General features: G+C 32.7%; 17 protein-coding genes. 5 read left to right on the forward strand and 12 right to left on the reverse strand.

Features of this window, described 5'->3' with window-relative positions; genetic code table 11:
• The first annotated feature begins 105 nt into the window (after nt 1-105).
• The gene (locus tag BLV84_RS02750; RefSeq protein ID WP_093239193.1) at nt 106-2,514 is read left to right on the forward strand and encodes an alpha-ketoacid dehydrogenase subunit alpha/beta; all 2,409 of its coding nucleotides are present in this window, start codon (nt 106-108) and stop codon (nt 2,512-2,514) included.
• A 66-nt stretch (nt 2,515-2,580) separates the two neighbouring features.
• On the opposite strand, the gene BLV84_RS02755 is transcribed toward BLV84_RS02750, so the two are convergent.
• From BLV84_RS02755 to BLV84_RS02775, 5 genes are read right to left on the reverse strand one after another with little or no spacing between them, the layout of a single operon-like run.
• Nucleotides 2,581-4,131: a PH domain-containing protein gene (locus BLV84_RS02755; RefSeq protein ID WP_093239196.1), complete on the reverse strand. Its 1,551-nt coding sequence runs from the start codon at nt 4,129-4,131 to the stop codon at nt 2,581-2,583.
• Nucleotides 4,106-4,654: a PH domain-containing protein gene (locus BLV84_RS02760; protein ID WP_159429384.1), complete on the reverse strand. Its 549-nt coding sequence runs from the start codon at nt 4,652-4,654 to the stop codon at nt 4,106-4,108. The genes BLV84_RS02755 and BLV84_RS02760 overlap by 26 nt, the downstream gene beginning before the upstream one ends.
• A complete protein-coding gene (locus BLV84_RS02765) occupies nt 4,647-5,252 on the reverse strand; it encodes a hypothetical protein (RefSeq protein WP_093239207.1) in 606 nt (201 codons plus the stop codon). Before BLV84_RS02765 ends, BLV84_RS02760 begins: the two co-directional genes overlap by 8 nt.
• A gap of 35 nt (nt 5,253-5,287) precedes the next feature.
• Nucleotides 5,288-6,118, reverse strand: a complete 831-nt coding sequence (locus BLV84_RS02770; protein WP_093239210.1) for a 1,4-dihydroxy-2-naphthoyl-CoA synthase — start codon at nt 6,116-6,118, stop codon at nt 5,288-5,290.
• An 11-nt stretch (nt 6,119-6,129) separates the two neighbouring features.
• Nucleotides 6,130-6,657, reverse strand: a complete 528-nt coding sequence (locus BLV84_RS02775) for a cysteine dioxygenase (protein ID WP_093239213.1) — start codon at nt 6,655-6,657, stop codon at nt 6,130-6,132.
• Nucleotides 6,658-6,741: 84 nt separating this feature from the next.
• On the opposite strand from BLV84_RS02775, the gene BLV84_RS02780 reads away from it, so the two are divergent.
• Nucleotides 6,742-8,124, forward strand: a complete 1,383-nt coding sequence (locus BLV84_RS02780; protein WP_317041000.1) for a pyridoxal phosphate-dependent decarboxylase family protein — start codon at nt 6,742-6,744, stop codon at nt 8,122-8,124.
• Here BLV84_RS02780 and BLV84_RS02785 read toward each other — a convergent pair.
• Complete coding sequence (locus tag BLV84_RS02785; protein ID WP_093239217.1) at nt 8,114-8,608, reverse strand: YkgJ family cysteine cluster protein; 495 nt, start codon at nt 8,606-8,608, stop codon at nt 8,114-8,116. The two genes, BLV84_RS02780 and BLV84_RS02785, sit on opposite strands and share 11 nt — an antisense overlap.
• Between BLV84_RS02785 and BLV84_RS02790 the strand changes: the two genes are divergently transcribed.
• Nucleotides 8,608-9,336: a class I SAM-dependent methyltransferase gene (locus tag BLV84_RS02790; protein WP_234953079.1), complete on the forward strand. Its 729-nt coding sequence runs from the start codon at nt 8,608-8,610 to the stop codon at nt 9,334-9,336. The genes BLV84_RS02785 and BLV84_RS02790 overlap by 1 nt on opposite strands.
• Here the strand turns inward: BLV84_RS02790 and BLV84_RS02795 are convergent.
• From BLV84_RS02795 to BLV84_RS02805, 3 genes are all read right to left on the reverse strand, one after another.
• The gene (locus tag BLV84_RS02795; protein ID WP_234953080.1) at nt 9,328-10,989 is read right to left on the reverse strand and encodes an amidohydrolase; all 1,662 of its coding nucleotides are present in this window, start codon (nt 10,987-10,989) and stop codon (nt 9,328-9,330) included. The genes BLV84_RS02790 and BLV84_RS02795 overlap by 9 nt on opposite strands.
• 10 nt (nt 10,990-10,999) lie before the next feature.
• Nucleotides 11,000-12,157: a hypothetical protein gene (locus BLV84_RS02800; protein ID WP_093239223.1), complete on the reverse strand. Its 1,158-nt coding sequence runs from the start codon at nt 12,155-12,157 to the stop codon at nt 11,000-11,002.
• 91 nt (nt 12,158-12,248) lie between these two features.
• Nucleotides 12,249-13,967: a TonB-dependent receptor gene (locus BLV84_RS02805; RefSeq protein ID WP_093239226.1), complete on the reverse strand. Its 1,719-nt coding sequence runs from the start codon at nt 13,965-13,967 to the stop codon at nt 12,249-12,251.
• 94 nt (nt 13,968-14,061) lie between these two features.
• Here BLV84_RS02805 and BLV84_RS02810 point away from each other — a divergent pair, with 94 nt between their 5' ends.
• Nucleotides 14,062-15,444: an aldehyde dehydrogenase gene (locus tag BLV84_RS02810; protein ID WP_093239229.1), complete on the forward strand. Its 1,383-nt coding sequence runs from the start codon at nt 14,062-14,064 to the stop codon at nt 15,442-15,444.
• Here the strand turns inward: BLV84_RS02810 and BLV84_RS02815 are convergent.
• Genes BLV84_RS02815 through pxpA form a run of 3 tightly spaced genes read right to left on the reverse strand, consistent with a single transcriptional unit; the run spans nt 15,427 to nt 17,728 of the window.
• Nucleotides 15,427-16,278, reverse strand: a complete 852-nt coding sequence (locus tag BLV84_RS02815; RefSeq protein WP_093239231.1) for a 5-oxoprolinase subunit C family protein — start codon at nt 16,276-16,278, stop codon at nt 15,427-15,429. The two genes, BLV84_RS02810 and BLV84_RS02815, sit on opposite strands and share 18 nt — an antisense overlap.
• Nucleotides 16,279-16,280: 2 nt before the next feature.
• Nucleotides 16,281-17,000, reverse strand: a complete 720-nt coding sequence (pxpB, locus tag BLV84_RS02820; RefSeq protein WP_093239234.1) for a 5-oxoprolinase subunit PxpB — start codon at nt 16,998-17,000, stop codon at nt 16,281-16,283.
• A 20-nt stretch (nt 17,001-17,020) separates the two neighbouring features.
• The gene (gene pxpA / locus BLV84_RS02825; protein WP_234953081.1) at nt 17,021-17,728 is read right to left on the reverse strand and encodes a 5-oxoprolinase subunit PxpA; all 708 of its coding nucleotides are present in this window, start codon (nt 17,726-17,728) and stop codon (nt 17,021-17,023) included.
• A 74-nt stretch (nt 17,729-17,802) separates the two neighbouring features.
• Here pxpA and BLV84_RS02830 point away from each other — a divergent pair, with 74 nt between their 5' ends.
• Nucleotides 17,803-19,644, forward strand: coding sequence for a mucoidy inhibitor MuiA family protein (locus BLV84_RS02830; RefSeq protein ID WP_143521313.1), 1,842 nt, complete (start codon nt 17,803-17,805; stop codon nt 19,642-19,644).
• Nucleotides 19,645-19,651: the final 7 nt, after the last annotated feature.

A 19,651-nucleotide genomic window follows, 5' to 3' on the forward strand; every position in this document is an offset into this window, starting at 1 on the left:
GTATTCTAACTGACATTTATTCAAAAATCATCAGTCAAACCAGCTTTCAGTACTTGATTATTTACTACATTTTTCTTACATTCGCAAGAACTAAAATTCATACGAATGCAAGACGTCGCACAAAATAAAGATATTTCATTTGAAGACTTCAAAAAAGAAGTTTTAGAAGATTACAAAATTGCTGTCACAAGTCGTGAATGCAGTTTATTAGGAAGACGCGAAGTGCTTACAGGTAAAGCAAAATTCGGGATCTTCGGTGATGGGAAAGAAGTACCTCAACTCGCTTGGGCAAAATCTTTTAAAAACGGTGATTTCAGATCAGGATATTACCGTGACCAAACATTTATGATGGCTATTGGCCAACTGACAATAGAACAGTTTTTTTCTGGCTTATACGCCAACACAAATATTGAAGATGAGCCAATGTCTGGTGGCCGCCAAATGGGTGGACACTTTATGACACACAGCTTAAATGAGGATGGCTCATGGAAAAACCTCACTGAACAAAAAAACTCAAGTGCTGATATATCTCCAACAGCTGGGCAAATGCCAAGACTTTTAGGTCTTGCACAAGCTTCAAAGATTTACAGAAATGTTGAAGGAATTGACACTGAAAAATTCTCTAAAAATGGAGATGAAATTGCTTGGGGAACAATCGGTAATGCGAGCACGAGTGAAGGCCTTTTCTGGGAGACATTCAACTCAGCCGGAGTTTTACAAGTTCCTATGGTCATTAATGTTTGGGATGATGAGTATGGAATTTCTGTACACGCCAAGCACCAGACAACAAAAGAAAATATTTCAAAAATATTAAGCGGATTCCAAAGAGATAACGAAGATAAAGGTTACGAAATCATCAAAGTTAAAGGTTGGGATTACGCAGCATTAATCGATGCTTACCAAAGAGCCGAAAAAATAGCAAGAGAGGAACATGTTCCTGTTTTAATACATGTTATTGAATTAACTCAGCCGCAAGGTCACTCTACCTCTGGCTCACACGAACGTTACAAAAGTAAAGAACGTTTAGAGTGGGAAACTGAGCATGACTGTAATTTAAAGATGCGCGAATGGATGATTAGCAAAGGAATTGCGACTGATGAAGAATTAAGCGATCTTGAAAAATCTATCAAAAAAGAAGTGCGCGATGGAAAGAAAGCTGCAGTTAAAGCTTTTGGAACACAAGCCAAAACCTTCAAGAAAGAAGCTCTAGAACTTCTTGAAGATTTAGCAAATACTTCAGACGAGAATGAGAAAATTCAATCTTTAATCAACGGATTAAAAGAAGATACAGATACAATTAAAAGTAGAATTTTTGCTGATTGCCGTAAAGCTTTACGTTATGCTCGTCACGAACAAAACAAAGCAAAATCAAATCTAATCAATTGGCTAGAAGATTTTAGTGAGAAAGTTCAACCTGATTATAGCCAACATTTATGGAGCGACTATGAAGGAAGTGCAAAAAACATTGCTGAAGTTCTTCCTGCATATGATGACAACTCAGAAGAAGTTGATGCAAGAATCATTATGCGTGATAACTTTGATGCAATTTTCAAAAATAAGCCTGAGACTCTAATTTTTGGTGAAGATGCTGGTGAAATTGGTGATGTTAATCAAGGTTTAGAAGGGCTTCAGGAAAAGTATGGAGAACTCAGAGTCTCTGATACTGGAATCCGTGAAGCAACAATATTAGGTCAAGGCATAGGGATGTCATTAAGAGGTTTAAGACCAATTGCTGAAATCCAATACCTCGATTATTTATTGTATGCTTTACAAATCATGAGTGATGATTTAGCAACAACACTTTACAGAACAAAAGGCAAACAAAAATCACCATTAATTGTAAGAACACGTGGTCACAGACTGGAAGGTATTTGGCACTCAGGTTCACCAATGGGCGGAATTTTACATCTTGTTCGTGGTATCAATCTGCTTGTTCCTCGTAATATGACTAAAGCTGCAGGTTTCTATAACACAATGCTAGAAAGTGATGAACCTTCATTAATTGTTGAATGCCTAAATGGTTATAGACTTAAAGAGAAGCTACCATCTAACTTAGGTGAGTTTAGAACACCTGTCGGTCAAGTTGAAACAATCCGTGATGGTCAAGATATAACAGTTGTTTCTTATGGTTCTACGCTAAGAATTATAGAGCAAGCCGCTGAAGAATTAGCTGAAATTGGTATTGATATCGAATTGATAGATGTACAATCTTTATCACCTTTTGATTTAAATCACGACATCGTTAAAAGCGTTGAGAAAACAAATCGTTTGCTAGTTATTGATGAAGATGTCCCAGGAGGTGCTTCTGCTTTTATTTTACAAAAAATTATCGATGAGCAAAATGCTTATCAATATTTAGATAGTAAACCTCAAACGTTGACAGCTAAAGAACACAGACCTGCTTATGGAACTGATGGAGATTACTTCTCCAAACCATCAGCAGAAGATGTTTTTGAGAAAGTTTATGCAATTATGCATGAATTCAATCCTCAAAAATTCCCAGCGATTAGATAAGTTATAAATCGAATTTATATATTGCTTAAAGGGCTTTGATTATTAATAATCAAAGCCCTTTTTATATTAGATCCATTCTCGTTTTGAAGTTTCAATTTTAAACATGAGGTAGTTCGTTAATTTATTGACATGTTCAGCATCTAAATATTTAACCTTCAAACTTCCTGATGCGGTATAAATTGTTAAGCTTGATAGACCTCTTCTTTTCTGAAAAACACTTTGGCTTACTCTTATTGATTGTATTTTATGGATTTCTAAATATGTTGTTCTGGTTCCAATGATGCCACTTCCAATTTTTAGCATATCATCAGAGAATGAAACATAAGATTTTTTGACTCTCAGATAAGAAAATACAGCTAATAATACTGATAAAAAAAGCAAGATGATAAATGAATAAATAGAAGATTGATGCCAAATAAATAATGAGATAAGAGCAATTATCACAAAAAATAGACGTGATAAATCAACTCGAAGTCTAAAGAGTTGGCATTTCAATTTTATAAAAGATTGTTCATTTAAAACTCTCCCATTGAATAGAATTTTAAAAAAAAGCTTCACATAATCGGCAGGTAAACCCACCAAGCCAATTTTATTCTTCTCTGAAGTTTCTTCTGCACTCGCTTGACTTACAAAAGCGTTTTCAAAACCAAATAGTTTTCTAACTGGGTTTGTTCTAAACTCTAATGTTTGCACTTTTGAGGATTTCAAAACTTTTTTGAATCGATTAAAAAGACCATACTCAACTTCATAATCTTGATCAAGCTCGATAACCCTGAGATTGAAATACTTGAGGATGGTAAATATGGCCGTGACTATAAATCCGATTGCAATAAAAGCAAAAAAAGCTAAAAAGATCAACAATAATTGACCGGTGAAATAATGATTGTTTGTCGTAATTTGTTCAGTTAAAAACTCATCATAATTTTGCTTATGAAAATCTGAAAAAGTATTAAAGGCATAAGCTATGAAGGCTAAAACAAGACTCAACCCTTTCAAAATATTCGAACTCAAACCGACTTTTAATAATTCAAAAAAACCGAGTTGAAATACAACAGTTTCATTATATTTTAAATTGTCATTAAGCTTATCCTTTCTTTCGTCTTGAGAAATAAATTGATCATCCAAATCATCTTCCGACAGCTTTTCATGCTTTCTGACCAACAATAATCTTTTAAGTTCCTCTGCATCTTCTTTGCGTAAAGCTCTTATTTGTACTTCAGCTTTTGATTCCCCAGCTGTTTCAATATCTAAACCTACGACGGATAGTATCTGCTGTAAAAAATTCTGTTGTAAATTGATGTTTTGAATACGATCAAAAGGAATTTCTATTTCACGCCTTTTAAATAAGCCTTTATGAAGATGAAAAGCATCATCAGAGATATAAAATGTATATTTTCTGAAAAGAACATAAGTATAAATAAACTGAAGAACGACTAAGGCGATGAGTCCCAAATAAAAATAAAGAATATAATCTCTAACGCTTTCACTAACAAAAGGCAACGCAATTAGATATATATTTTGTTTGATGCGTTTGATTAAATCAGCGAAAAATATTAAAAAAACACCATTAAAAGACTGATGTCTAGATTCTCTAAAGTTGTTGGTTTCCTTCCTCAACTGATTCGTTTTTGTGCATCACAATAGCCTTAAGCCTTCGCGATGTTTGCTCATCTAAGCCCTTAATTTTTAAATCTCCAGATGAAGCTCCTGCAGTATAAAATATCACTTCATATAATTTAAACCATTTTAAAATCAGGTTTTGGCTGACTTCAACATGTTGAATATTTTTAAAAGGAACTAGTGTTTCTTTATGGTATAAAAAACCTCTTGCGTAATATAAATCATGCTCTCTCACCCCAACTTGACGTTTGTGAAAGCCCATTTCAATTTCAATAAAGGAAATTAAAAAAATAACAAACGGGACACCTAAAACCAAAATGAGGTTTATCGTTTGAATATTAGACAAAAAATAAATAAGTCCAGCGGCTGTAAGATAAAGCACAAAAAATAAAAGTAAACGAGAGCGTAAAAAAATAAGGTATCGTTTGTTTAAACCTTGCGTATCTACTGCCTTAAAATCAGGCAAATTAGAAATATCTAATGAGACATTTTCAAATTCCTGATCTGTTATATTATTCAATGATGTCAATGCGTTTAGCGTTTTTATATTTAGCAGTAAAAACATCATCAAATCCCATTTTTTCGAGTGCTGATCTTAGTTTTTGTGCTTCTTCTAAAGTTTGAAAAACACCGATAGAATATGAGTTTAAATAATAATTTTCATCACCTCTTAAAACCAAGAAATCTTTGGAAAGTGTCGGAGCTTCATAACGTTCAAACGCGCCTATCTGAACTGAAAAATAAGTTTCAGGCTCTTCAAAATCAACAGAGCTTTGTTTTTGCTCCAACTGACTTTCTAAAGCTGAAACTTCTTGTTTAAGATTTTCATTCTCTTTTTTTAAAGTAACAACTTCATCTTGTTGAGAGGTTTCTGTAGTTGCATTCTCAGTAGAAATCCCTAATGTAGAAGGACTTGTGTAAACCAAACCTATCACCAATAAAAGAAGAATTAATAAAATAACAGCAATTGTCGTTGCAGTGCGTTTTTTGTTTTCGGCAGCTTCATTTTCTTTTTGCTGTCGTTTAATGGCAGCATCTCGTTCAGCGATTTGTTTTTCATAATCAGCTGATTGATTTTTATATTTTGCTAACTCCTCTTCTGTTAAAATTGGTGACATATTTCATGTGTTTGATTAACAAATATACTTAAGTTTTAAGGAATCCACTTCTTTTCAAAGTTTGGTTTTCTTTTTTCTAAAAATGCATTGCGTCCTTCTTTGGCTTCTTCAGTCATATAGGCTAAACGGGTTGCTTCTCCTGCAAAAACTTGTTGACCAACCATTCCGTCATCAGTTAAGTTCATCGCAAATTTGAGCATTTTAATTGATGTTGGTGATTTTGCTAAAATCTCTTGTGCCCACTCATAAGCTGTGTCTTCAAGTTCTTCATGAGGAATAACAGCATTGACCATTCCCATTTCATAAGCTTCTTGAGCTGAGTAGTTTCTTCCTAGGAAAAAGATTTCTCTCGCTTTTTTCTGTCCCACCATTTTAGCCAAGTAAGCCGAACCATAACCACCATCAAAGCTTGTTACATCAGCGTCTGTTTGCTTAAAAATAGCATGTTCTTGACTTGCTAAAGTTAAATCACAAACAACATGAAGAGAATGCCCGCCACCAACAGCCCAACCAGGTACAACTGCGATGACAGCTTTAGGCATAAAACGGATTAATCGCTGTACTTCTAGAATATTTAGCCTATGGTAACCATCATTACCAACATAACCTTGATGTCCTCTGGCTTTCTGGTCACCACCGCTGCAGAAAGAGTAAACACCATCTTTGGAAGAAGGGCCTTCAGCACTTAGTAAAACAACGCCTATTGACGTATCTTCATTAGCATCATAAAAAGCTTCATAAAGCTCTTTTGTTGTTTGCGGACGAAAAGCATTTCTCACATCAGGGCGATTAAAAGCAATTCTTGCAACACCATTGGATTTCTTGTAAGTGATATCCTCAAACTCTTTAACTGTTGTCCAGTTCATATTAAATGATATTAATTATCTAAAATTTTTCCTTCGTAAGAATAGTATTTCAAGTTTTTATCCTTAAACATTTTTTCCTCTTCATCATAAACCTTGCACTCATCAATTGGCGAAACATATAAATGTAAACTCATGGATTTATCATCTGCAATGTTTTCTAAAGAATGGTATCCCATGTGATCATTCATATAAGATAAACGAGATTGAGACATTTTGGTATCATCAATTTTTTCAATTGAATCAGCACTTTCTTTAAAACGCTTTTCACGCAATTTACCTTCAGCTAAATAAACCCAACATTCCTCACCATCGTGACTGTGTATAGAAGTCTTTTGACCTTTATTCCAACATAACAAAAGCAACTCAAAATTTTGAGTTCTCATGATGCAATTTCTCGTGTAAGTTTGATCAGAAAAATGAGCGTAAGCACTCAAATCTTCTGGTGAAATATCCATATTTTTTGCAATTTGTACATAATCATTTCCTTCACATTTTGGGAGTTCCTCTAAAAGTTGGTTTAATGATGTTATTTGTTTCAAAGTAATGCGTTTTTAAAATTTTAAATCTATTTAACGAAAAAAGGGTTTTGATTTATATATTTTCGTAAATATAAATTTCAGAACATGCAAATGCAAGAAGACTTATCATTATTTCAGAAAATAGCGACTAAACTTCTCCAAAAAGAAAAAGAAAACGGCGTCGTAAAACCTATACCGCCAAAAGAATTGTTAAACCAACTCGATTTAGAGCTTCAAGATGAAGCATTATCAGAAGAAAATTTCGAAAAAGCCTTGACAGATGTCGTTTACAATACACCGCGAACGTCAACTAGCTTATTTTTTAATCAACTTTTTGGCGGACGTCAATCTAAAGGAACTTTAGGCGAACTTATCGCTGCTATGCTTAACAATAGCATGTATACTTATAAAGTTGGTGGACCTCAAGTTGGTATCGAAAAAAATATTATCAAAAAAGTTTGTGAATTGATTGGCTACAGTGAAAATGCTGATGGTACTTTTCCTCCAGGCGGATCAATGAGTAATTTCATGGCCTTAATTATGGCCAGAGATGCCCACAATCGCAAAATTAAAAACGAAGGTGTTTCGTCAAAAATGATTGTTTACACGTCTGAAGATTCACATTATTCTATTCAAAAAAATACAACATTTGCTGGAATTGGTATAAATCAAATTAGGAATATTAAAACCAATGCGAATGGACAGATGGATGTTGATGCATTAGCTCAACAAATTGCTGAAGACGAAGAAGCAGGCTATAAACCCTGTTTTGTCAATGCGACCGCTGGAACAACAGTTTTAGGTGTTTTTGATGATATTAAAGCAATACACAATGTCATCAAATCTAAAGATATTTGGCTACATGTTGACGGTGCATATTGTGGAGCAGCGATTTTTAGTGATCAATATAAACATCTTTTAAAAGGATTAGAACTAACAGATTCATTTAGTTTTAATGCTCATAAAATGCTTGGTGTTCCGCTTTCTTGCTCAATCATTGTCACTCAAGACAAAGCAAATCTAAAACATTCATTTGCATGTGATGCTAACTATTTATACCAAACTGATGGTGATGATTACAACTTGGGCAAAACATCGATTCAATGTGGAAGGCGTAACGATGCTCTCAAATTTTGGACACTCTGGAAATCTATAGGAACTAAAGGATTAGAGCAATTGGTTGATAAACAATTTCACTTGGCTAATGTTGCTCTTGATTATGTGAAAAACAATTCTGATTACACAGTTTACAGTGACGAAGATTCAGTTTCTGTTTGTTTTAATTACAAAGGGATCAACCCAAAACTACTTTGCAATTCACTCTATGAAGATGCTGAATTGATGGTTGGTTATGGTAGTTTCAATGAACATACATTTGTAAGATTAGTGACAGTTAACACTTGCAATGAAGAAGAGGACATCTTAAATTTCTTTAAGGTTTTAGAAGCTTATGTAGAAAAGAAACAATTAGCAGAAGTTAACGTTTAAGACGTTCCATCATTTTTTCAACAATTTGATAAGCAGCAGGACAAATTTCTGTATTTTTAAGTGTTAAATTGTTGATCTGATGAAACTTTTTACGATCAGTATGTGGAAATTCAGCACAAGCTTTTGGTCGAACATCATAAATTAAACAGTAATTATCATCAGCTAAAAAAGGACATGGTAATTGTTCCAACACATAATCATTGTCTTCATCAATGCGTAGATAAGTTTCGATAAATTGCGAAGGTTTCATCTTGAAATGCTTCGCAATCCTTTCTATATCCTTATTCGTAAAAAGTGGCCCCGTGGTTTTGCAGCAATTTGCACAGTTTAAACAGTCGATTTTTTCGAAAGTTTCATCATGCAATTCTTGCATTTGTTGATCCAGAGATTTTGGTGGTTTTTGTTTTAGTTTTTTCAAAAACTTTTTATGCACCTTATGCTTCTCTTTTGCTAACTTTGGCAAGTCGTTTAAAAATTCCTCCATTGCGCAAAATTAATTTAAATAATCAAACTTTTGATTTACATACAGATGTTTTTGGATTAGCTGTAGAAGCCTTTTATAAAAACCAAGACACAAGTCCGATTCAAGTTCATGCTAAAGACTTTGACACTGATCTCATTCCTGTTGATTACCTTTTTAGAAACTATGATGAAATGCCAATGATCGAAAAAACAGCAATCGATTTGTCTGAGAAAAAAGTATTAGATATCGGTTGTTGTACAGGTTCACATCTTTTAGATTTAAATAAAAAAAATCATGATGTTTACGGTATTGATATTTCAGAAAAATCTGTTCAAGTCTGCCAACAAAGAGGTCTAAAAAACGTTATAAAAGAGAACTTTTTCACGCTTGACAATTCAAGTTATAAAGAATTTGACACTGTTTTACTCTTGATGAATGGCATCGGCATTGTCGGAAAAGTAGATCGACTTGATAAATTTTTTAAAAAACTGAAAGAAATTATTAAACCTGAAGCTCGTATTTATCTTGATTCCACTAATCTCAGATATCTATTTGATGAAGATGAGTTTGATCATTATTATGGAGAAATGAACTATCAAATTTCTTACAAAAATTACTGTTCAGAAAAATTTGATTGGTTATATCTCGATTTTGAAAAACTAAAAATTAGTGCAGAAAAAAACGGCTTTGCTTGCCGTTTTTTAATTCAAGAACATGAAAGTTATTTAGCAGAATTAAAACTATTCTGATTTTAGCTCTTTTGGAAAAATACGTTTGCCACCAATATAGGTTCTCAAAACTTTAGTTTCAGGAATTTCAGATAATGGAATTTTCATGATGTCTCGATCAAGTATCGTTAAATCAGCAAATTTACCAGGCTCAAGACTTCCTTTCTCACCTTCCTCAAAGTTTGCGTATGCAGCCCAAATTGTCATTCCTTTAAGCGCTTCTTCACGTGATAGAGCATTTTGTTTTTGAAAACCACCTTCAGGATAATTTTCTACATCTTGACGACTCACTGCTGCATAAAACGTTAGAATTGGATTGACTTTTTCAATTGGAAAATCTGTTCCAAGTGCTATTTTTCCTGATTGATCAAGTAATTTTTTATAAGCATAAGCATTTTTGATTCTTTCTTCACCTAATCGATCTTCAGCCCAATACATATCACTCGTTGCATGCGTTGGTTGAACAGAAGCTATGATGTTGTCCCCATCAAAAAAATCAAAATCTGACGCATCTAGAATTTGTGCGTGTTCAACTCTCCAACGTTTATTAGATTTATCTTTTAAAACTTTACTATATTGATTTAGAACTACATAATTAGCAGAATCGCCAATGGCATGTGTGTTCATCTGCAAATCTGAATCAGTCAGTTTTTTTGATAATTCATTAAATTCTTCAAGACCAATAATCAAGCTACCAAAATGATTTTCCCTATCGCTATAAGGTTTTTTTAAAGCTGCATCACGTGAGCCTAAAGCACCATCAGCATATACTTTTACACTACGAACATTTAATGTCTTGCTTTTGTAATTGCCATTTTCAATATAGTAATCAATATTTTCAGGTTTATTAGAAAGCATTGCATACAAACGCGTTTTTAACTCATTTTTTTGTTGTAAACTATCAATAATATCAATCACAGATTTGTCTAATCCTGCATCAACAACTGAAGTCAAACCATAACGAGAAGTGATATTTTCAGCTTCAAATAGAGCTTTAGAAATTTGTTTTGTATCAGGTTCAGGGATAATATCATAGACAAGATCCATCGCATTATCGATTAATACACCTGTGATTTCTCCTTTATTATTTTTAATGATTTCTCCACCAGATACTTTTGTATTTTCATCGATTCCTGCCATTTTTAAAGCCCTCTCATTTGCAAGTAAAGCATGACCATCAATACGAGTCAAAATAACTGGTTTAAAAGGAAAAGCTTTATCTAAAAGTGAGCGATTAGGAAACTCTTTGTTTTCCCATAAGTTTTGATCCCAACCACGACCTGAATAAATTTCAACTTCGGGATTGTTAAGTCTGAAATCATTTAACCTAGAAAGCACTTCTTCAAAAGATTGAGCTCCAACTAAATCAACTCGACTTTGTTGTAAACCTAACCCGTAAAAATGTGCGTGTGCATCAATTAACCCAGGTAAAATAATTTTATTTTTGGCATCTATAATTTCATTTGCTTTGTACTTATTCAGTAAATCTTGAGAACCTACTTCAACTATGGTATCTGAATTAATCACAATCGTTGAAACCTTTGAAAAATCTTCATCAACTGTGTAAATCAGTGCATTATGAATGATTTTATCTATGCTTTGTTTCTGTTTAGATTGACAACCACTTAGAGAAACGGTTATTCCTGCAAACAAATAAAATAGAGTATTTTTCAAGTTTAAATATTTAAAATAAATTTACAATCGAATTAAATATTTCTTCTCTAATCGCTTTATTTCCACTTGCTGCGAGAATAATCGATATCGCTAAACCTGTCATTGCAGAAGCAAAATCACGACCAATCATTCGGATTGCTTTCTTTTTATGTTTATTACCTTTTTTACGTCTTGATAAACTAATCGCTATTTCTCGACCACCAATAATTCCTAAGAAAACCCAAGTTGTACTCATTGGAACTGTAGAAATAAAAAGTTTGTATATTAATAAAACCACATAAGATAAATCGATTAAGGTCGCGGCTCTTATATCTGAAATACGTGTTTTTTCACTAACAACACCTTGGATTTTATCACCTCGAAGGTAAAAAAGTAAACCTAAGCCAAGAAATATTGAAATTGAAAAAATCGAGAACTGTGCAAATGTTTGTTCTCTAGGTAAAAATACAGCAATATTTGCACCATCTTGCATTACCCATGTTGCCCATAGTGAGCCACTAACAACCCATTGAATTGCTGTCCAATAATTGCTATGTTTCCTACTTTTAAAATACTTTCGAATTGCTTTATAAGAGAGATACCAAATTGTAAATGAAAGAACAAATGCCATAATATAGCCCGTCCAACTCTTAAAAACAACTGATGTAATTCCTGATGTATCAGCACTAAAAACACTTAAGAGTAAAAATGTCGTTGACACTGGCATTCTGAGTCTTGTCAAAATCAGCAAAACCAGAGGTGCTATAATTTGGAAAAACGTAAATTGATCTGGGTGCGGGTAATCTGAGGTTCCATCTGGATTCGTTAACCTTTGATAAGTCACATCTCCATCAAAATAAACCCAACTAAAGGCGACTGTAGCTAGAAAAATTCCTCCAATAAAAAGCCATAAAACCCACCATTTCTTGGCTTTATTACTTTCAATAAAGGTTCCGAGTGATTGGATACTGTCATTAGCAACTGCAGCGTAAGCCGCGAAAAAGAATCCAACCCACATTGCAACAGATGTGTGTGATGTAGATATTGCAGCAACGATAATCCCAACAATAACAATTGCTAAAAAGTTTTTCTCAACAGTTAAAAAGTCTAGGATATTTAGATATGGCCGACTCCTGTCATACCTTTTAAACTTTTTTGCCTTTTTAGCTTTCTTTGATTTTTTACTCATTATATTAATTAAGCATGGTTCTTAATTGCAAAACTAAATAAGACACCATAATCAAATGTTTCTTGTATGTTAAGTTATGAAGAACTCATTATTACCAATTAAACTTGTATGTTAAACCTCCAAGCACCTGTATTCCTTGAACCTCGTAATTTTTCCATCGCTCTTTATCACTTCCTAAAAGGTTGTTGCCTCTAATAAACACAGCAAACTGAGGATTGATTTGATACTCAATTTCAGCATTTAAATCAACAAACGCATCTTGGGTTTTTGACCTGTATTCAAAAGCATTAATATTAGAATTTAAAGATAAATCATAAGATTCGCGTTCGCCAACAAAATATGCTGTTGCACCAAACCTCCATTGATCAGTGAATTCATAATAACCAAAAATTTGAGCTTCTATTTCTGGTAAATTCCAAGCTTCTTGTTGAGAATCTGTATCATAAACATTGTAATTCGCATCAAAACCCAAGTCTAAATCCTCGTGAGGCGTATAATTTAAAGAAAAATTAAAATTGAGTTGAGACATATCATCGTATACAACACCAAAACTATTGTTCTGTTCAAAAGGATAAACACCTATATTTAGTGGAGGCATTGTGTTATGGCGGAATAAAGCATAGTTATCATGCTGAGCATAAGACACTTTTGCTAAGTAGTTTAATTTATCAAATTTCCCTTGTATTCCTCCATAAACATCATAAGAAGTACTCGTCGGCGTAATTGGTAAATTAGGAGACACAAAAGGGTTTTCATCAACAAACTCTCTGTATGTATTCTGATTTAAATCTCCTTTTGCACCAGCAAAAACATTGAAGTCTTCCGTTAAATTATAATTCAAACTAATTTTCGGATAAATATAAAATTCGCTGTCAGAATACTCGATATCAGAACTATAAGCAACTTTTGCTCCCACATTTAAATCCAATCCTGATATATCAAATCTCATTTTAGGATATAAACTTATATTGAAAAATGAATAGTCCTGAAACCCGATAGGTGTGTAAGATTCTCCGTAACCAGTCGAAAGGTAATCCACTTCAAGTGTTGTTGATAAGATATCATCATAACCAAGGTCTAAATCTGAATCAACTTTAAAATTGAAATCATGCTCCATAGCTTTAAAATCGTCAGAAAAAATATCGTATCTCAATTGAGCTGAACGAATAAAAGTTCTTCCCAAAGGTTCAATTTTTCCATTAAAACCCAAGTTCATATAGGTTTGTTGTGTATCATCAATCAGACTCGTTTTATCAAAATCCTTTGGTAAACCATACCAATTATAAACATCATGATTCACGTGAACTGCACCTGACCATGCGTAATCTCGCGTTTCAGAACTCAATCCAACATCAAGATGTGTGTTATAGTATTTGTCATCAATCAACAATTCATCTATTCCGCCTTGAGATGATAAATGAGAAAAGTTAAGGTCCAAAGTTTTACCATTATTTAGATCAAAAGTTGAATAAAGCTCGCCTAATAATGTGGTAAAATTACCAAAACCTAATCGCGCATAATTATCATACATGTCAGCTTTTGTTGGCAAAATAACTCTTGATGCACGACCTTTTGCAGGAGTAAATGTTGAAGCAACTGGCACATTTAAGAAAGTATAATCAATACGTTTGACTTCAGTCGAAACACTATCACTTTCTGTAGGACGTTGTTTAATTTTAAAAGCATCATTAACTGTTGGTGAATACTGCTTTACAATAATTAATTTCTCTGTTTTAATGGTGTCATTTTGTGCAAAAACAACACTTGAAAGTATTAAAAACCCTAAGAATAAATTAAACTTTAGATGCATTTCGTGAAAAATTTTTAGATTCAACAAATAAACTAAACTTTGTTATAACTATAACTTAATTTAAGACTAATTTATTTCATCAGGATCAGAATTTATGGACAAAAGAGAAATCACAAAAGCTTATCAATCGCAGAAACAATACTTTAATCATCAGACGGTTGCTTCTGTTCCTGAACGTATAAAACTTTTAAAGGTTTTAAAACAAAACATAAAGCAAAAAGAAGAAGACATCATTGCTGCACTTGATGAGGATTTTAAAAAACCTGAATTCGAGACTTTGACGACAGAATTGCTCGTCGTTTACAAGGAAATTAATCTCTTTATCAAGAACTTAAAAAAATGGCAAAAACCTGAAAGAGTCAGTTCCGACTTGATTAACTTCCCTTCTTCTGATAAAATCTTTCACGTTCCTTGGGGAAATATATTGGTCATTTCACCTTGGAATTATCCTTTCCAATTAGCAATAACACCTCTAATTGGAGCCATTGCAACAGGGAATACTGTGATTTTAAAACCCTCTGAATACGCTCCAAAAACTGCACAAATTTTAGAAATTCTCATTTCTGAAGTATTTAAACCAGAAGTTTGTCAAGTCATACAAGGCGATGCCGAAACTGCTGATTATCTTTTAGATCTCAAGTGGGATTTTGTTTTCTTTACAGGAAGCGTTAATGTCGGCAAAATTGTTTCTCAAAAAATAGCGAAAAACATGACACCGCATTGTTTAGAACTCGGTGGCAAAAATCCTTGTATTGTTGATAAAACCGCTAAAATAAACACAAGTGTAAAACGCATTCTTTGGGGAAAATTTCTTAATGCTGGCCAAACTTGTATCGCTCCTGATTATCTTCTCGTTCATGAAAATATTTTAAATGAATTTATAGAGAGTCTTCAAAAAAATCTTCATGAATTCTATGGTAAAGATGCAAAAGAATCAGAAAACTACGCACGAATCATTAGCCAAAAGCATTTCGAGCGTTTAGTGGGTTTACTAGAAAATCAAAATATTATTTCAGGTGGCAAGTATGCAGACAACGAACTTTTCATAGAGCCGACGCTTGTTTTAAACCCTGATTTAGAAAGTAAGTTAATGAAAGAAGAAATTTTCGGACCAATTCTACCAATCATCAGTTATAAAAATGAGGAAGATTTAGAAAAGATTAGTTTAAAAAACGACAAACCATTAGCTCTTTATGTTTTTTCAGAAAATAGAACCTTTCAAGACAAAATGATTCAAAAATATGATTTTGGTGGCGGTGTTATCAACGACACAGTTGTACATTTTGTTAATGATAAACTACCTTTTGGCGGTGTTGGCAAAAGTGGTGTTGGTAATTATCACGGAAAACATTCATTTAATGTATTTACACGTCAAAAGTCTGTAGTTAACAGAAAAACATATTTAGATGTTCCTATTAAATATCCACCCTACAATAAAACAGTTTTATTTAAAAAGCTTTTAAAATTCTTTAGATAATCTAAATTTAATTTTGGCATCAGGTCGCATTTGAGATAGCCGCGAAAGTGAATTTTCTTTAACTTGTAAAACCCTTGGATATCCGCCTGTCACTTGACTATCACGCATTAATATCATTAAATGACCACCTGATGTTAACTGAACTGTACCTGGTAAAACAGCACCAGTTGTTATCTCAGACAGCGTATTATTAAGACGTTCATTAAGTTGATAAGCTTGCCGATTTGAATTCCGTGATAATGTAAACTCAGCATTAAACAATTGATATTTAACTGTTTCTGACAAAAACTTAGACTCTGGTAAAGCAACACAATCAAGCTCAATGCGAAAATGGTCAAAATCATTGAGCTTAACAACAGATGGCTGTATGTCTCCTTCGAAAGCATCATAGTCTAACAAATCATTTTTGTTCTTAAATGCCTGCATGTTTAATTTTTCATAACGACTACAACTTCCCAAAACAGATGAAGACTTGAAGCCGTCCTTGACTGAAAGATAAGACCAAACACCTTTATTAATTTTTTTAATTTTTAATATGTCGCCAGATTTAACAGAATAAGCTTTTAAAAGATCAATTTTATCCTTATTCAAATAAACTTCTGCATCATAAGCACCAACGCTAAAACATGTATTTTTTGTGAACTTAATTTGAAAATTTTGCATAAATATTTCCAAAGAAGGTAAATTTATTTCATTTTTTAAAATACGGTTTGTTTCAAAAAATAAATTTTTATCCATCACACCTGAGAGTGGAATTCCATCTTGCAATCCCAAAAATCTACCTGAATCTTGAACTGAAATAAGTGGCCCAGAATTTAAAAGTTGAATTGCCATAATTAAGAAATTTGTATTTGATACGATTCATGAAAAACTTGATCTTCTATTTCTAAAAACTCACTTTTAGAAACAGGTTTAAACCGAACATAATCACCAGCAGATAACAGTGATTTTTTATTGATTTTATCGAAAAGATGTAGAGGCGTTTTACCGATTATTTGCCATCCTGCAGGAGAAGATTCTGGGTAAATCCCTGTCTGTAAACCTGCAATACCAACACTACCTTTTGGGATGCTTGACCGAGGTCTTTTTTTACGCTTAATTTCAAGTCGTTGATCGACGTGGGAGAGATAAGGAAAACCAGGTAAAAAGCCAATAAAAAAAACACGATATTGACGTGCAGAATGAAGCTCTGATATTTGACTGATTTCTATATTATTTTGCTCAGATATAAGTTCTAAATCGAAGCCGTATTCTGCATCATAACATACTGGAATTTCAAAAACTTCACTATTGAATTCTTGGTTAGCTTCAGTAGATAAAATAAGCTCTTTTAAGCTCTCTTTTTCACTATAGATTTTATCTATATCAAAAACATAAATAACTAATAATGAGTTATATGTATTGATTACCTGAAGTATAGATTTATTATTTTTTTCAATAATTAAATTTCTATAAAACAAAAGTAAATCTACATTTTTTTCATCAATATGAAAGTCAAATTGTATTAAAATTGAATGCTCATTAAAGACTGAAATTTCAAAATTATTTTCTAACATAAATACATAATTTTTTAATATTAATTGATCTCTAAATTTGAGCTTATATATTTGATTATTTCAAATGCATTTGGCGTATCGCTATGCAAACAAATTGTATCAAATTTATGAGTTATTTTACGGTTATTTTGAGTGACAATATAAGCCCTTTTTTGAGCTAAAATTTGGTTCAAAACATCTTCAGGTTTTGTCAACAAAGCATCATTTTCTGACCTCGATGTTAAGCTTAAATCATCTTGATAAGTTCGGTCTCCAAATCCTTCAATCCAGTATTTTATTAAAGAAGATTTATAAACTCTCAATTTGGATTTTGGCGAGACAAAAACAATCAATTTCTGATCGATTTCTTGAAGAACTTCAAAGAAAATTTGACATAGTTTATCGTCATTTTCCATCGCATTATAAAGTGCACCATGTGCTTTAATATGATGTAAATTTACCTTATTTTTCTGGCAAGAATTTATCACAAGTTGAATTTGTTCTTTCAAAGAATCTTTCAATTTTTGAGAAGAAATATTTATTTTTTGTCTTCCAAAATTTTCAAAATCTGGATAAGATGGATGTGCTCCAATTTTAACTTTATTTTTTTTGGCAAGCTGAACTGCTTTTTCTACAGTTGACATATTTCCAAAATGTCCTCCGCAAGCAATATTACAACTTGAAATATGTGGCATAATATCTGCATCTTGATTTCCGCCTTCGGCTAAATCACAATTAATGTCAATCACAATTTTTTTTTGAAAAGATACAAACTTCTTTCGTGGAAGTCATATATTCACTAAATTTCACAAAACCTTTAACAATGAAATATTTCCTCATTTTATTCACTTTTATTTGTGCAAATGCTCAAGTAGTCACTCCAGATTTAAAACTTCAATCAGCAACAGTTTACAACCAAGGCGCACAACTTAAAGCAATAGCAAACATAAAACTTTCCAAAGGTCAACATAGCATTGTTTTTGAAGACCTCTCCCCTTCTATTTCTTCTGAAAGCATCATGATTAAAGGCTTAAAAGATATTGATCTCAACTCAATCAATTACGAACGTGACTACCTTATTACAGATCAGACAAGTCGGGGAATCGATGATTTAAAAAATCAGTTGGAAGAAGCTCAAAAGAATCAGTCACAAACGCAAAGTAAAATAACAGCTTACCAGAATGAGCTTGAATTACTTAAAAACAACCAAAAGCTAACTGGTGAGCAATCAGACATCAGCATTGCAAAAGTGAATACTTATGCTAATTTTTATAGAAATAAAATTGAAGACATCAATAATCTTATTTTTGACTTAAATATCAAACTTAAAGAGCAACAAGAAGAAGTTCAAAAAGTTCAAAATGAGCTTCACAAATTAAGAGGAAATCAAAAACAATATAGAGGTAAAATCACATTAGACCTTAATGTAACTAAGGCATCGCTTAAAAATTTAGAGCTTTCATATTTTGTGAATGATGCTGGTTGGTACCCAAGTTACGACTTAAAAAGTCAAGATATTTCAAGTGACATTGAGTTGACTTATAAAGCCAATGTTTTTCAACAAACTGGTGCTGATTGGTCTGATATTGATTTGAGCTTATCATCTGCACAACCAAATCGCACAGAAACAAAGCCTGAATTAAATCCGTATTATTTAAACTTTAATCGAACTTATAGAAATTCAAGAAACCGTTTTTCTCATGTAACTTACAACCCAAGCATCAAAAGAGTATCAGGTACAGTTTACGATGAAGCTGGCAGACCGCTTCCTGGTGTCAATGTTATTTTAAAGGGAACATCAAAAGGAACGCAAACTGATTTTGATGGAAATTACTCTATTCAAGTTAATAATTCAAAAAGTCTTGAATTTAGTTATGTCGGTTTTAAAACAGAAAATATTCCTATTTACGCATCAAACATAAGCTTTCAAATGATTGAAGATAGTGCCATGCTTAGTGAAGTGGTTGTCACTGGCTATGCTTCAGCAAAAAGAAATGACATGGTGATTGAAGATATTGAAGCAGAAGAAATTGTTGTTGAGAAAAATTATACTACAACAGCTGTAAACTTTAAAATTCCTCAAAAAGTTAATCTAAAAAGTAGTCGAGATGCCGAACAATTTGAACTTGACAAACAATCTTTAGAAACCAAATACCAATATTTTGCTGCGCCTGAACTTTCTTCATCTGTTTTCTTAATTGCAGAAGTCAGCGATTGGGAAGAAATTGATTTACTAACTGGTGAAGCACAAATTTACTTTGATAATACTTATGTCGGTACAACTTCTATCCTTCCGCAAAACATTGATGAAAAGCTGACAATATCTTTAGGCAGTGATCAACAAATTACTTTGGAGCGCGAGCAACCAGAAAAAATGAGTTCAAAATCATTTTTTGGAGGAACACGCATCGTTGAAAAAGCTTATGATATTAAAATGAAGAATAACAAAAACAGAAGCATTTCATTACTTGTTCAGGAAAGATTACCAATCTCACAGAATGATGAAATCAAAGTTGAAGATATCAAACATGATGCAACATTTTACGATAAAGACAAAGGGTTCTTAAATTGGGAGTTGACTTTAGATTCGCAATCACAGAAAACATTGAAGTATTCTTATAAAGTCAAATACCCAAAGGGAAAATCAATCAACATTAGAGATTAAACCTCAC

The sequence above is a fragment of the Psychroflexus halocasei genome (genome assembly GCF_900107595.1).
GTDB classification, from domain to species: Bacteria; Bacteroidota; Bacteroidia; order Flavobacteriales; family Flavobacteriaceae; genus Psychroflexus; species Psychroflexus halocasei.